Below are 14,055 nucleotides of genomic sequence, written 5' to 3' on the forward strand. Positions count from 1 at the left end.
TTTCGCAACGCTCTGCAATAATTAAAGGCCGCTTTCGCGGCCTTTTCCATTTCTGCACTCTGCTGTTTGTGCCTCTTTTATCGGGCGGCTATCGTGACGTGGCTGTCTACAAACAAGGAGATAACAGCATGAAATGTGGAATCAAAGCACTGTTTATTACGCTGGCTATTGCCACCACCGGGCTGAGCGCGGGCGCACTGGCGGCGACACCTGCCGCTAAACCACAGGCGGTACAGAGTAAGACCGACGCCGCAGCGCCGGGGCAGGGGCAAACCAAAGCGGCTGACGTTGGTAAAAACGTGGATGATGACGGTACGCGAGTCAGCATCAATTCGGCCTCTGCGGAAGAGCTGGCCCGCGTGATGAATGGCGTCGGGCTGAAAAAAGCGCAGGCCATCGTAAGCTATCGTGAAGAGTATGGTCCTTTCAAAACGGTCGACGATCTCAAGCAGGTTCCGGGCATGGGGAGCGCGCTGGTTGAGCGCAACCTCGCACACCTGACGTTGTAATCTCACAATTACTTGCACAGCGGCAAAATTTTGCCAGGATAAAGAGGTCATACCAGTTATGACCTCTCATCCTACAATAACAGTAAAGGCTATTGCGCTATGCAGACAAAAATAAAAGTACGCGGTTTTCACCTCGACGTTTACCAGCATGTGAACAATGCCCGCTACCTGGAGTTTCTTGAGGAAGCGCGCTGGGACGGGCTGGAAAACAGCGAAAGCTTTCAGTGGATGACCGCGCACAACATCGCGTTCGTGGTCGTCAATATTAATATCAACTACCGTCGCCCTGCCGTGTTGGGCGATGTGCTCACGGTGACCAGCCAGGTGCAGCAGATCAATGGCAAAAGCGGCGTGTTAAGCCAGGTGGTTACGCTCGATCCCGAAGGGCAGGTGGTGGCTGATGCGTTGATCACCTTTGTCTGTATCGATCTGAAAACGCAGAAAGCGCTGCCGCTGGAAGGGGAATTGCGCGAAAAGCTGGAACTGATGATCGTGTAACCCAGGTTCAGGCTTACCCGTGCTGTCGACACCTGTTATGCGACAGCACGGTCAGGTCGCCCTATTTAAGCCCGGTTTTTTTCTGCATTGCGGCCATCACGCCGGCTTTATTGGCAAGATAGTGGTTCAGCCCGTTAGCGCGCAGATTACAGGCGGCGCACTGGCCGCAACCGTCGCCTTTAATGCCGTTGTAGCAGGTGAGGGTTTCGCTGCGAACCAGGTCCAGCTTGCCCCAGTAGTCGGCCAGCGCCCAGGTTTCGGCTTTATCCAGCCACATCAGCGGGGTTTCAAAGCGCGTCTCTTTCGCCATCCCCAGATTGACGGCGTGATTTAACGCCTTCACGAACTCATCACGACAGTCCGGGTAGCCGGAGAAGTCTGTTTCACACACGCCCGTGATCACCGCTTCGGCTTTTACCTGGTAGGCATAAATTGCCGTCAGGGTGAGGAACAGAATATTGCGGCCCGGCACGAAGGTATTCGGAATGCCGCTGGCATCGGGTTCGTAGTCCGGGACGGGAATACTGTCCCGGGTGAGGCTACTCACGGCCAGTTCATTTAACAGCGTAACGTCCAGCACCTTGTGCGCGCGTGCGCCCAGTTTCAGGGCCAGTTCACGGGCAACGTCGATCTCAGCGCGATGACGCTGACCATAATCGAAAGTGACACAGTGAACCTCATCGTACTGATGAAGAGCCTGGACCAGGCAGGTAGTAGAGTCTTGTCCTCCGCTGAACACGACGACGGCACGTTTCATAAATCATCTCGACTGTTACGGTAAAAACGTTATGTTACCGTCTGCCTGTGGCGGCGACCAGCTTCTTCACGATTTGGGGGCGGGCAGCCAGGCTTCGGTAAAATCAAACCAGCCGCGGGTGTTGAGGCGAATCCCATTCACGCCCGGCGGCGCGCTGATCTGATACTGATAATTAAAGAGCGGCGTCAGCACCGCATTTTCCATTAATCGGCTAAAAATGGCCTTCAGGCCCGCGTGCCGATCCCGAGCTTCGGCCTGAGTCTGTACCGCATCCAGCGTGGCTTGCAAATGGGCGTACGCCGGTGCGCTTAACACGTGTGGCCAAAGCGTATCGCAGCGCAGCCACTGCTCAAGCGTATACGCTGGCGCTTCGCCAATCAGCCTGTCGCCCATCATGATGTCTGCTTCGGCAAGCTGCTGGCATCCGTCCCACGTCTTGGCGTCATGAAAGATGACGGTCAGCTCACAACCCTGTAGCGCCAGGTACGTCTTCAACTGGCTGGCCATGGTGTGAAGCTCAACGGGAAGATGGTAAACCAGCGTCAGTGCTTCAGGCAGGGCAACATCGGTTAAATCAGTCCAGTCGGGGATTGTCCAGCCGGGAAGCAGTTCCCCGGTGGGGGTGATGAGCCCTTCGTTTAGCGGAAGCGTGTGGAGAAGCCTGGAGTGATGAATGATATTAATCAGCCGCTTTGCCTGGTTCTCACTCAGGCGTGCGCTCTGTTTTAGCGTGAGGTAACAGAACCCCAGGCTGGTGCTGCTGCTTACCAGCCGCAGACTTTCCAGCTCGTCGGCCTCACCAATCGCGATTTGCACCGGGTGACGGCAGCTGGTACCCAACCTGTGATCAAAAAGCTGGGGTGTGATCCAGTATTCGATGGCTTTGAGCAGCGGATGGCTCAGGTGGTACTGCTCATGGCTTTCCAGACGAACCAGGTCGGGTTCAAAGGCGACCAGCCGAAAGGGGCCGCTGCCAATCGTCGAATGGTCGGGATGCGCCAGACGGCTACAGTAGGTTGCCAGCCTGTGCGGCAGCCAGTAGTCCGGATGATGCAGCGTAAACGTCAGGCACTGCGGATGCGTTGTTTCGATACAGAGGACGCTCTGAAACAGGGTGCGCAGGGCGGGAAGCGTCAACAGCGCGGTCAGGCTCCGCTGGAGATGCGCCGTTTCAATTTTATCGCCGTTATGCCAGTGCAGCGTGGAGCGAATGTAGAAATGCCAGCGCAGCCCATCATCCGACACATCCCAGTGATGCGCCAGATCGCCCGTCGGCTCACTGCTGTTGCCGTGAAATCGCGTCAAACCTGAGAAGACTTGCCCTGCCAGATGCTGCTCTGCCCGACCCGGTAAAAAGCCCGGCTGAAGCGGCTCCAGTGAGCGGTAGTAGGGGATGCGCAGCGTCGGCGTGTCGTTTTGCCACTGCCCACCCAAAAACGGGTGCAGCAGCGCACGCAAATCTTCGGGAGCAAGCTGCGCCAGCTCGAGGGCGTTATGCTGCTGCCCGCTTTTTAGCGCTTCTTCCATCATCGTATTGCGCAGTGATTCCGGAGTGACGTGAAACGACAGCGCACCGCGCCTTCCACGCCCGGACTGCGCGCGCCAGGTCAGCCAGCCCGCCTCCTGGGCCTGACGCAGCAGAGTACGGACATGTCGCTCGCTACAAAAGCAGCGGCTGGCAAGTTCATTTACGGTTACCTGCTGCGGCGCGCCAGCGGAAGGTTGCCACAGGCGTTGATACTGGTTAAGACGGTTAAGCTGGCGCATAAGAAACCCGGAACAATAATTCTCATCTATTCACTATTACTTCCGTATATCTCACACGATACTGATGCACAAGTTAACCGCATCACATTTCGGGAGTAATCATGGCTCGGCTCGCTGCATTTGATATGGACGGTACGCTGTTAATGCCGGATCACCGTTTAGGGGAGAAAACCCTGAACACGCTGAAGCGCCTGCACGAGCGTAATGTCACCCTGACGTTTGCCACCGGGCGTCATGTTCTGGAAATGCGCCATTTGCTGGGCGCGTTTGCCCTCGATGCCTTTCTAATCACCGGCAACGGGACGCGAATTCACTCTGTAGAAGGCGATGTGCTGTACCGACAGGATCTCAACCCGGAAGTGGCGGATATCGTGCTGCACAGTACCTGGGACACGCACGCCAGCATCCACGTCTTTAACGATCGGGGCTGGTTTACCGGAAGCGACATCCCGGAATTATTGCACGCGCATGTGTATAGCGGTTTTAAATACCAGCTTATCGATCTGCGTCGGATCCCCGCCCATGCGGTGACCAAGATCTGCTTCTGCGGCGATCACGACGATCTCTGTCGCTTACGGATCCAACTGAATGAGGCGCTGGGCGACCGGGCGCACCTGACCTTCTCGGCGGTGGATTGCCTGGAAGTGCTGCCGGTGGGCTGCAACAAAGGTTCCGCTCTGGCGGTGCTGAGCGACCACCTGGGATTAACGCTGCAGGAGTGTATGGCGTTCGGTGACGCCATGAACGACCGCGAAATGCTGGGTAGCGTAGGTCGCGGTCTGATCATGGGGAATGCGATGGCGCAGCTGAAAGCAGAACTTCCCCATCTGCCGGTTATCGGTCACTGCCGTAATGAAGCAGTGTCCCATTTTTTGACGCATTGGCTGGACAATAACAACCTCCCCTATTCCCCCGAATAGTGAGACCCTTCCAGCAAGCCAGACTTCGGTCTGGCTTTTTTTATTTCAGCAGTTGAGCAATCTGCGCCTTCCAGGGGGCGATATCACCGATGTTGGCCTGCACCCACTCCGCATTGTAGTAGGTCTCGAGATAACGCTCGCCGCTGTCGCACAGCAGCGTGACGATGGAACCGGTGCGTCCCGCTTCGCGCATACGTGCGGCAAGCTGCAGCGCGCCCCACATATTGGTGCCCGTCGAGGCGCCCACTTTGCGGCCCAGCTGCGTTTCCAGCCAGTGCGCCGTTGCCACGCTGGCGGCATCCGGCACGCGCATCATCTCGTCCACCACGTCGGGGATGAAAGAGGGCTCGACGCGCGGACGGCCAATCCCTTCAATTTTACTCCCCACCGGGCTGCGCAGACCGGCATCGCGGTTTTGCCAGTAGTCGAGGAACACGGAGTTCTGCGGGTCAACTACCATCAGCTGGGTATCGTAACCCTGACAGCGGATATAGCGTCCGATCGTGGCTGACGTACCGCCGGTACCGGCGCTCATCACAATGTAGGACGGAACCGGATGCGGTTCGTGGGTCATCTGGCGGAAGATACTGTCGGCAATGTTGTTATTACCGCGCCAGTCCGTCGCGCGCTCGGCGAAGGTGAACTGGTCCATATAGTGGCCGTTCAGCTCACGGGCCAGCATTTCGGAGGCGGCGTAGATTTCGCAGGCGCTTTCCACAAAGTGGCAGCGACCGCCGTAAAATTCGATCTGTTCGATTTTGCGTTTTGCGGTGCAGGAGGGCATCACCGCAATAAACGGCAGGCCCAGCAGGCGGGCGAAATAGGCTTCGGACACCGCCGTTGAACCGGAAGAGGATTCAATGATGGTGGTGCCTTCTTTAATCCAGCCGTTACATAAACCGTATAAAAACAGCGAGCGCGCCAGGCGATGCTTCAGGCTGCCGGTAGGATGGGTGCTTTCATCTTTCAGATAGAGCTGAATGCCGTCAAATCCCGGCAGGGAAAGGCGAATCAGGTGCGTATCCGCCGAGCGCTGATAGTCGGCATTGATTTCGCTGATCGCATGTTTAACCCAGGTGCTATTCATCGTCGTTATCCGTTTGTCATTTTGTGCCTAGCATAGCGAAAAGCACAGAAAAAATTGTTGCTATCTGGCCTTTAAAATAGAATTAAGGGAGAAAAATTTTCTCTGTGAGGTGGGTATGCTAGATAAAATTGACCGCAAGCTCCTTTCATTGCTGCAAAGTGACTGTACCCTCTCTTTGCAGGCGCTGGCAGATGCCGTTAATCTGACCACCACCCCGTGCTGGAAGCGGCTTAAGAAGCTGGAAGATGACGGTATTCTTCTGGGGCGCGTCGCGCTGTTAGATCCTGAAAAACTGGGGCTTGGGTTGACGGCATTTGTGCTGATAAAAACCCAGCATCACAGCAGCGAGTGGTATTGCCGCTTCGTTACCCAGGTGTCTGAGATGCCCGAAGTGCTCGGTTTCTGGCGTATGGCCGGCGAGTACGATTACCTGATGCGCGTCCAGGTGGCCGACATGAAGCGTTATGATGACTTCTACAAGCGGCTGGTGAACAGCGTGCCGGGGTTATCGGACGTCACCTCAAGCTTCGCCATGGAACAGATTAAATACACCACAGCATTACCCATTGAATAACTTCGTAAAATACCTTCAGGAACAAACCGCGTGCGATTATTTGCCCAATTAAGCTGGTACTTTCGTCGGGAGTGGCAACGCTACCTCGGTGCAGTCGCCCTGCTTATTATTATTGCTATCCTGCAGCTGATCCCGCCGAAAGTGGTGGGCTACGTCGTGGATGGCGTCACCGAACAGCATTACACCACCGCACGGGTGTTGATGTGGGTTGGCACGCTGGTGCTGACGGCGGTCATTGTTTATCTGCTGCGCTACGTCTGGCGCGTGCTGCTGTTTGGTGCGTCCTATCAGCTGGCCGTTGAGCTGCGTGAAGATTTTTATCGCCAGCTGAGTCGACAGCATCCCGAATTTTATCTGCGCCATCGCACCGGGGATCTTATCGCGCGCGCGACTAACGACGTCGATCGCGTGGTCTTTGCCGCCGGGGAAGGGGTGCTGACGCTGGTGGACTCGCTGGTAATGGGCTGCGCGGTGCTGATCGTCATGTCCACGCAGATCAGCTGGCAGCTGACCCTGCTGGCGCTGCTGCCGATGCCGCTCATGGCGCTGGCGATCAATCGCTACGGCGAACAGCTGCACGAGCGCTTCAAGCTGGCGCAGGCGGCGTTTTCGTCGCTGAACGATCGCACCCAGGAGAGCATGACCAGCATCCGCATGATCAAAGCGTTTGGTCTGGAAGACCGGCAGTCCGCGCTGTTTGCCGCCGATGCGGCCGACACGGGGGCGAAAAACATGCGCGTCGCGCGTATTGACGCGCGATTTGATCCAACGATTTATATCGCAATTGGCATGGCAAATATGCTGGCGATTGGCGGCGGGAGCTGGATGGTGGTGCAGGGCACGCTCACCCTGGGCCAGTTGACCAGCTTTGCCATGTATCTGGGGCTGATGATCTGGCCGATGCTGGCGCTGGCCTGGATGTTTAACATCGTGGAGCGCGGCAGCGCCGCCTACAGCCGTATTCGCGCCATGCTGGCCGAAGCGCCGGTGGTCAATGACGGCAGCGAAGCGTTGCCGGAAGGACGCGGCGTCATGAAAGTCGACGTCCGCAAGTTTATCTATCCGCAAACGGAACATCCGGTACTGGAGAACGTCAGTTTTACCCTTCAGCCGGGCCAGATGCTCGGCATCTGCGGCCCGACGGGCTCCGGTAAAAGTACCGTACTCTCGCTGCTCCAGCGCCACTTTGACGTCACGCAGGGCGATATTCGCTTCCATGATATTCCGCTCACCAGCCTGCTGCTGGATGAGTGGCGTGGTCGCCTGGCGGTTGTCAGCCAGACGCCGTTTCTTTTTTCTGACACCGTGGCGAACAACATCGCGCTTGGGTGCCCTGCGGCAACGCAGGAAGAGATCGAGCATGTGGCGCGTTTAGCCAGCGTGCATGATGACATTTTGCGCCTGCCGCAGGGCTACGAAACGGAAGTCGGGGAACGCGGCGTCATGCTGTCCGGCGGGCAAAAACAGCGTATCTCCATTGCCCGCGCGCTGCTGCTCAATGCGGAAATCCTGATTCTGGACGATGCGCTCTCCGCCGTTGACGGCCGTACCGAGCATCAGATCCTGCATAACCTGCGCCAGTGGGGCGACGGACGCACGATAATTATCAGTGCCCACCGTTTGTCAGCGCTTACCGAAGCCAGCGAAATTCTGGTTTTGCAGCACGGCCATATTGCCCAGCGCGGGCAGCATGAAACGCTTGCCGAGCAGCCGGGCTGGTATCGCGATATGTACCGCTATCAGCAGCTTGAGGCGGCGCTGGACGATGCGCCGGAGCAGGATGAGGAGGCCGCCAATGCGTAAGCTCGGAACGATGTGGCCGACGCTCAAACGTCTGCTGGCCTACGGCTCGCCGTGGCGTAAACCGCTCTCCGTTGCCGTGCTTTTACTCTGGATTGCGGCGATTGCCGAAGTGAGCGGACCGCTGCTCATCAGCTATTTCATCGACAATATGGTCGCCAAAAGCTACCTGCCGCTCGGGCTGGTGGCGGGGTTAGGCGTGGCCTACGTTGGCTTACAGCTGATGGCGGCAGGATTGCACTATGCGCAGTCGCTGCTGTTTAACCGTGCAGCCGTGGGCGTGGTTCAGCAGTTGCGTACCGATGTGATGGACGCGGCGCTTCGCCAGCCGCTCAGCGAGTTTGATATCCAGCCGGTTGGGCAGGTGATTTCGCGCGTGACCAACGATACCGAGGTGATCCGCGATCTGTACGTCACCGTGGTGGCAACCGTGCTGCGCAGCGCGGCGCTGATTGGCGCGATGCTGGTGGCGATGTTCAGCCTCGACTGGCGCATGGCGCTGGTGGCGATCACCATCTTCCCGGCGGTGCTGATCGTCATGGTGATTTACCAGCGTTACAGCACGCCAATTGTGCGCCGGGTGCGCGCCTATCTGGCCGATATCAACGATGGCTTCAACGAAGTGATCAACGGCATGAGCGTCATCCAGCAGTTCCGCCAGCAGGCGCGCTTTGGCGAGCGCATGGGCGAAGCCAGCCGTTCGCACTATATGGCGCGTATGCAGACGCTGCGCCTGGACGGTTTCCTGCTGCGACCGCTGCTGAGCCTGTTCTCGGCGCTGGTGCTTTGCGGGCTGCTGATGCTCTTTGGCCTGAGCGCAAACGGTACGATTGAAGTGGGTGTGCTGTACGCTTTCATTAGCTATCTGGGACGCCTTAACGAGCCGCTGATCGAACTCACTACGCAGCAATCGATGCTGCAACAGGCGGTTGTCGCCGGTGAGCGCGTCTTTGAGCTGATGGACAGGCCGCGCCAGGCCTACGGCAATGACGAGCGACCTCTGCAAAGCGGGGCTATCACCTTTGATAACGTCTCATTTGCCTATCGCGAAGACCGTCTGGTGTTGCAGGAGATTATGCTCGATGTGCCGTCACGCGGTTTCGTCGCGCTGGTGGGCCATACCGGCAGCGGTAAAAGCACGCTCGCCAGCCTGCTGATGGGCTACTATCCGGTCACGCAAGGCGAAATCCGCCTCGACGGACGTCCGCTCGCGTCGCTTAGCCACACGGTGTTACGCAAAGGCGTTGCGATGGTGCAGCAGGATCCGGTCGTGCTGGCCGATACCTTCTACGCCAACGTAACCCTGGGACGGGACTATTCAGAAGCGCAGGTTTGGGCGGTACTGGAAACGGTGCAGCTGGCAGAGCTGGCGCGCGGGTTCAGCGACGGGATCAACACGAAGCTGGGCGAGCAGGGCAACAATCTCTCCGTGGGGCAAAAACAGCTCCTGGCGCTGGCGCGCGTCCTGATTGAAACGCCGCAGGTGCTGATTCTGGACGAAGCCACGGCCAGCATAGATTCTGGAACCGAGCAGGCGATTCAGCAGGCGCTGGCCGCCGTACGCGACCACACGACGCTGGTGGTGATTGCTCACCGGCTCTCCACCATCGTCGACGCGGACACGATTCTGGTGCTGCATCGCGGACAGGCCGTGGAGCGCGGTACGCACCGCGAGCTGCTGGAAGCACAAGGGCGCTACTGGCAGATGTACCAGCTGCAGCTGGCGGGCGAAGAGCTGGCCGCCAGCGTGCGTGATGAAGAGTCCCTTAGCGCCTGATGCACTAAAATGAGGCGCCGCGCTAACAGTCATTCCTGTTGGTGCAAAACTGAAACGCACCCTGCACCGGCATGGTGCGTTTTTTTTCACCGGTTCATTTATCAGAACCGTGTAACGCACATCGCACCGCGATTCCCTCACGTTTTCATTTCTGGCACATCCCTTGCAATACCTTCCGCGTAAGCTGCGGCCATTACCGAATTCTGACTGGAGGGGATCTATGAAGCTGGTTACGGTTGTAATCAAACCATTCAAACTCGAAGACGTGCGTGAAGCATTGTCTTCAATGGGTATTCAGGGACTGACTGTCACCGAAGTGAAAGGCTTTGGTCGTCAGAAGGGTCATGCCGAGCTTTATCGCGGGGCGGAATACAGCGTTAACTTTCTGCCAAAAGTAAAAATTGATGTCGCGATTGCTGACGATCAGCTTGATGAAGTCATTGATGTCATTAGCAAAGCGGCCTACACCGGCAAAATTGGCGACGGCAAAATTTTCGTTGCCGAACTGCAGCGCGTCATTCGCATCCGTACCGGCGAATCTGACGAAGCGGCACTGTAATTAACGCCTGGCACACAGTGATAGGGATCGAGAAAATGAAGATAGCAACACTTAAAACGGGTCTGGGTTCGCTGGCGCTGCTGCCGGGCCTGGCGCTGGCTGCTGCCCCTGCGGTGGCCGACAAAGCCGATAACGCCTTTATGATGATCAGCACCGCGCTGGTGCTGTTCATGTCCATTCCGGGCATTGCGCTGTTCTACGGCGGTCTGATCCGTGGCAAAAACGTTCTCTCCATGCTGACGCAGGTTGCCGTGACGTTTGCACTGGTCTGCGTGCTTTGGGTGGTTTACGGTTACTCTCTGGCGTTCGGCACGGGTAACGCGTTCTTTGGTAACTTCGACTGGGTGATGCTGAAAAACATTGAACTGACCGCGCTGATGGGCAGCTTCTATCAGTATATTCACGTGGCGTTCCAGGGCTCGTTCGCCTGCATTACCGTCGGGCTGATTGTGGGCGCGCTCGCCGAGCGCATTCGTTTCTCTGCGGTCCTGATCTTCGTGGTGGTCTGGCTGACGCTCTCCTATGTGCCGATTGCGCACATGGTCTGGGGCGGTGGTCTGCTGGCCACGCACGGCGCGCTGGACTTCGCGGGCGGTACCGTTGTCCACATTAACGCCGCGGTCGCGGGTCTGGTGGGTGCTTATCTGATAGGCAAACGCGTGGGCTTCGGTAAAGAGGCGTTCAAACCGCACAACCTGCCGATGGTCTTTACCGGTACTGCGATCCTCTACTTTGGCTGGTTTGGCTTCAACGCCGGCTCAGCCAGTGCCGCGAACGAAATCGCCGCGCTGGCCTTCGTGAACACCGTTGTAGCCACGGCGGGTGCAATCCTCTCCTGGGTGTTTGGCGAGTGGGCGGTACGCGGGAAACCTTCTCTGCTGGGTGCCTGTTCAGGTGCGATTGCCGGTCTGGTTGGTATCACCCCTGCGTGTGGTTATGTCGGTGTCGGCGGTGCGCTGCTGGTCGGCCTGGTGTCGGGTCTGGCGGGTCTGTGGGGCGTCACCGCACTGAAACGAGTTCTGCGCGTGGATGACCCTTGCGATGTGTTCGGCGTGCACGGCGTGTGCGGGATTGTCGGCTGTATCATGACCGGTATCTTCGCGGCGAAATCGCTCGGTGGCGTGGGCTACGCAGAAGGCGTCACTATGGTTCATCAGGTGCTGGTGCAACTGGAAAGTATCGCTATCACCGTGGTGTGGTCTGCAGTCGTCGCTTTCATCGGCTACAAGCTGGCGGACATGACGGTCGGTCTGCGCGTACCGGAAGAGCAGGAGCGCGAAGGTCTGGATGTGAACAGCCACGGCGAGAATGCGTATAACGCATGATCTGAGTGTCTTGCCGGGTGGCGGCTTCGCCTTACCCGGCCTACAACAGCACAAAACGTAGGCCCGGTAAGCATCGCGCCACCGGGCTTTTACATCAACCTCTGTTACGCATCACCCCTTCCTGCACCGTTGAAGCGACCAGCACGCCGTCCTGAGTATAAAACTCCCCACGCACAAACCCGCGGGCGCTGGATGCCGACGTACTCTCCACGCTGTAGAGCAGCCACTCGTTCATGTTGAAGGGACGGTGGAACCACATCGAGTGATCGATCGTCGCGACCTGCATCCCTTTTTCGAGGAATCCGACGCCGTGCGGCTGCAGCGCCACCGGCAGGAAGTTGAAGTCAGACGCATAGCCCAGCAGATACTGATGGACGCGGAAATCTTCCGGCACGGTGCCGTTGGCGCGGATCCACACCTGACGCTTTGGCTCGGCGGTGTGGCCCTTCATCGGGTTGTGGAACTCGACGGGGCGGATCTCAAGCGGCTTATCGCAGAGAAACTTCTCTTTAACCTGCGGCGGCAGCAGATGCGCCAATGCGCGAGCGATATCCGTTTCCGATTTAAGATCGTCCGGCGAGGGGGCAGGGGGCATGACCTTCTGATGCTCGTAGCCCGGCTCCGGTGCCTGGAAAGAGGCGGTCATGTAAAAGATCGGCTTACCGTTCTGGATGGCCGCGACGCGGCGCGCGCTGAAGCTGTTGCCGTCTCGCAGAACTTCAACGTCATACACGATGGGTTTGGCGCTATCGCCAGGGCGTAAAAAGTAGCTGTGGAATGAATGCACCAGACGGTCTGCCGGGACAGTCTCCTTTGCAGCGTACAGCGCTTGTCCAACGACTTGCCCACCGAAGACCTGGCGTAAGCCTAAATCTTCGCTCTGTCCGCGAAAGAGTCCTTCCTCAATTTTTTCCAGATTCAGTAATGTCAGCAGATTGTTCAGTGCCTGACTCATAGTTGTCCTCAATAAACGCCGTAGCGAAAGATAGGCAGAGTATAACGCAGAAATGAAAGTGGTCCGATGGGTAGAATAATCTGAATATCGGGATGATTTCAGGCATTAATCAGTGAGTTGTGCCACACTTAAAAACGTTATGTGATTGAAACGACATCGGATGGGATCGATCCCGCTGGTGCATTGATGATAAGGAGACTTCAATGAAACTCGTGCCTATGCTAAGTGGTGTAGCGATTGCGGTGGCGTTGTCCGCCTGTGCCGGTAAGAGCGCCCAGGTGCCAGTGCCAGCAGCTGACCCGAACGGGATTAATACCCTTTCGCAGCAGTCCATTCAGCAGCCTAACGTTTCCGGTACCATCTGGATTAAACAGAAAGTTGCGTTGCCGCCGGATGCGGTATTAACGGTGACGCTGTCTGATGCTTCCCTGGCCGACGCGCCGTCGAAAGTCGTGGCCCAGCGTGCCGTCCGTACTGAAGGCAAACAGGCGCCGTTTAGCTTCGTGTTGCCGTATAACCCATCGGACGTGCAGCCTAATGCCCGTATTCTGCTGAGCGCAGCGGTCACCATCAACGGTAAGCTGGTGTTTATCACCGATACGGTCCAGGAAGCGATTAACAACGGTGGAACCAAAATCGACCTGAACCTGGTGCCAGTACAGCAGACCGAAGTGCCGGTCGCACCGCAAACCAATCAGCCGTCTCTGCCAACCCCACCGACGCAGATGTAATAGGGTTATTCCCCTCTCCTTCGGGAGAGGGGTCAGTACACCCACCGGTACTTCTGCAAATCGATCTGACCCGACCCTGACACCTGCACCCCTTCTGAAAGTAACGCCTGACGCTGACGCTGGAGATCCGGCCCGGTGAGTGAGATGGCACCATGACGGTTCACCACCCGATGCCAGGGCAGCGTACTGCCTTCCGGCAGTCGTTTCAGGACGCCTCCAACCTGTCGCGCCGCGCGCGGGGAACCGGCCAGGCGCGCGACATCACCATAGGTGGTGACATAGCCTTCCGGGATTGAAGCCACGATTTGCCATACGCGCTGTGGAAAAGAGTCCTGCTCGTCCATACCTTCACCTGCGGGGAGTTTCTGGAGAGCCATGGTAAACGAAGATCGCCCTGATTGCTGCGCCTGTTTGCGCAAGAAACCAGCATCCGGTTCCTGGCGGCTTGCAATTGGGCCTTCGCACAGGGATAATGCGCCAGCGCGTTGGTTATCAACGCTCTCAATGGGGGCTCTGTTGGTTCTCCCGCAACGCTACTCTGTTCACCAGGTCAGGTCCGGAAGGAAGCAGCCAGGGCAGACGACGTGTGTGCCGGGATGTAGCTGGCAGGGCCCCCACCCATTTCTGAGCCTCTGCGTTCTTCCCTGATTTTTGCCTCTTCCCTGACGTTATTCCCTAATAAGATTATGCCTATAGCGTGTAATATATATTTCATCGCGCTGAAATATTAATGTCATAAACTTGTAATAATAGTCGGGCATTTTATCCTTGGCCGTCTATTTTCTGGCATAACTCA

The 14,055-nt window shown here is 57.4% G+C and carries 13 protein-coding genes, 1 other RNA gene and 1 pseudogene; 10 read left to right on the forward strand and 5 right to left on the reverse strand.

Translation table 11 applies throughout. The annotated features are described in order from the left end of the window. The first annotated feature begins 128 nt into the window (after positions 1 to 128). A complete protein-coding gene (locus tag AA74_RS0114195; protein WP_025912626.1) occupies positions 129 to 509 on the forward strand; it encodes a helix-hairpin-helix domain-containing protein in 381 nt (126 codons plus the stop codon). Between the two features lie 99 nt (positions 510 to 608). Then, on the forward strand, positions 609 to 1,007 hold the full coding sequence (locus tag AA74_RS0114200) for a YbgC/FadM family acyl-CoA thioesterase (RefSeq protein ID WP_021241651.1): 399 nt from the start codon (positions 609 to 611) through the stop codon (positions 1,005 to 1,007). 61 nt (positions 1,008 to 1,068) lie between these two features. Here AA74_RS0114200 and queC read toward each other — a convergent pair whose 3' ends face one another. Together queC and AA74_RS0114210 are read right to left on the reverse strand one after the other, a co-directional pair. Further along, positions 1,069 to 1,764 carry a 7-cyano-7-deazaguanine synthase QueC gene (queC, locus tag AA74_RS0114205; RefSeq protein WP_025912627.1) on the reverse strand — a complete coding sequence of 232 codons (696 nt, stop codon included), beginning with the start codon at positions 1,762 to 1,764 and terminating at the stop codon, positions 1,069 to 1,071. A gap of 66 nt (positions 1,765 to 1,830) precedes the next feature. After that, positions 1,831 to 3,531: an SgrR family transcriptional regulator gene (locus AA74_RS0114210; protein ID WP_025912628.1), complete on the reverse strand. Its 1,701-nt coding sequence runs from the start codon at positions 3,529 to 3,531 to the stop codon at positions 1,831 to 1,833. 101 nt (positions 3,532 to 3,632) lie between these two features. Between AA74_RS0114210 and cof the strand changes: the two genes are divergently transcribed. Beyond that, positions 3,633 to 4,451 carry an HMP-PP phosphatase gene (cof, locus tag AA74_RS0114215; RefSeq protein WP_025912629.1) on the forward strand — a complete coding sequence of 273 codons (819 nt, stop codon included), beginning with the start codon at positions 3,633 to 3,635 and terminating at the stop codon, positions 4,449 to 4,451. 40 nt (positions 4,452 to 4,491) lie between these two features. Here cof and AA74_RS0114220 read toward each other — a convergent pair whose 3' ends face one another. Further along, positions 4,492 to 5,538, reverse strand: coding sequence for a PLP-dependent cysteine synthase family protein (locus AA74_RS0114220; protein ID WP_008503308.1), 1,047 nt, complete (start codon positions 5,536 to 5,538; stop codon positions 4,492 to 4,494). 115 nt (positions 5,539 to 5,653) lie between these two features. On the opposite strand from AA74_RS0114220, the gene AA74_RS0114225 reads away from it, so the two are divergent. From AA74_RS0114225 to amtB, 5 genes are all read left to right on the forward strand, one after another. Then, positions 5,654 to 6,112, forward strand: a complete 459-nt coding sequence (locus AA74_RS0114225) for an Lrp/AsnC family transcriptional regulator (RefSeq protein ID WP_008503307.1) — start codon at positions 5,654 to 5,656, stop codon at positions 6,110 to 6,112. A gap of 30 nt (positions 6,113 to 6,142) precedes the next feature. Continuing rightward, positions 6,143 to 7,915 (forward strand): SmdA family multidrug ABC transporter permease/ATP-binding protein, encoded by a 1,773-nt coding sequence (locus AA74_RS0114230; RefSeq protein WP_025912630.1) that lies wholly within the window; start codon positions 6,143 to 6,145, stop codon positions 7,913 to 7,915. Beyond that, entirely contained in the window at positions 7,908 to 9,689 is a 1,782-nt protein-coding gene (locus AA74_RS0114235) for a SmdB family multidrug efflux ABC transporter permease/ATP-binding protein (RefSeq protein WP_025912631.1), read from the forward strand. Before AA74_RS0114230 ends, AA74_RS0114235 begins: the two co-directional genes overlap by 8 nt. Before the next feature lie 220 nt (positions 9,690 to 9,909). Further along, entirely contained in the window at positions 9,910 to 10,248 is a 339-nt protein-coding gene (gene glnK / locus AA74_RS0114240; protein WP_008503304.1) for a P-II family nitrogen regulator, read from the forward strand. 35 nt (positions 10,249 to 10,283) lie between these two features. Continuing rightward, complete coding sequence (amtB, locus tag AA74_RS0114245; RefSeq protein ID WP_008503303.1) at positions 10,284 to 11,573, forward strand: ammonium transporter AmtB; 1,290 nt, start codon at positions 10,284 to 10,286, stop codon at positions 11,571 to 11,573. A gap of 94 nt (positions 11,574 to 11,667) precedes the next feature. On the opposite strand, the gene tesB is transcribed toward amtB, so the two are convergent. After that, positions 11,668 to 12,528, reverse strand: coding sequence for an acyl-CoA thioesterase II (gene tesB / locus AA74_RS0114250; RefSeq protein ID WP_023293157.1), 861 nt, complete (start codon positions 12,526 to 12,528; stop codon positions 11,668 to 11,670). 203 nt (positions 12,529 to 12,731) lie between these two features. On the opposite strand from tesB, the gene AA74_RS0114255 reads away from it, so the two are divergent. Next, complete coding sequence (locus AA74_RS0114255) at positions 12,732 to 13,259, forward strand: YbaY family lipoprotein (protein ID WP_008503301.1); 528 nt, start codon at positions 12,732 to 12,734, stop codon at positions 13,257 to 13,259. Between the two features lie 32 nt (positions 13,260 to 13,291). Here the strand turns inward: AA74_RS0114255 and AA74_RS0114260 are convergent. Next, positions 13,292 to 13,689 (reverse strand): annotated as a pseudogene (locus AA74_RS0114260) (MGMT family protein). Positions 13,690 to 13,773: 84 nt separating this feature from the next. On the opposite strand from AA74_RS0114260, the gene ffs reads away from it, so the two are divergent. Beyond that, positions 13,774 to 13,870, forward strand: an RNA gene (gene ffs / locus AA74_RS1000000122975) — signal recognition particle sRNA small type. Positions 13,871 to 14,055 lie beyond the last annotated feature (185 nt).

Source organism: Enterobacter sp. 5-4, assembly GCF_000612205.1.
Lineage (GTDB): Bacteria > Pseudomonadota > Gammaproteobacteria > Enterobacterales > Enterobacteriaceae > Enterobacter > Enterobacter roggenkampii.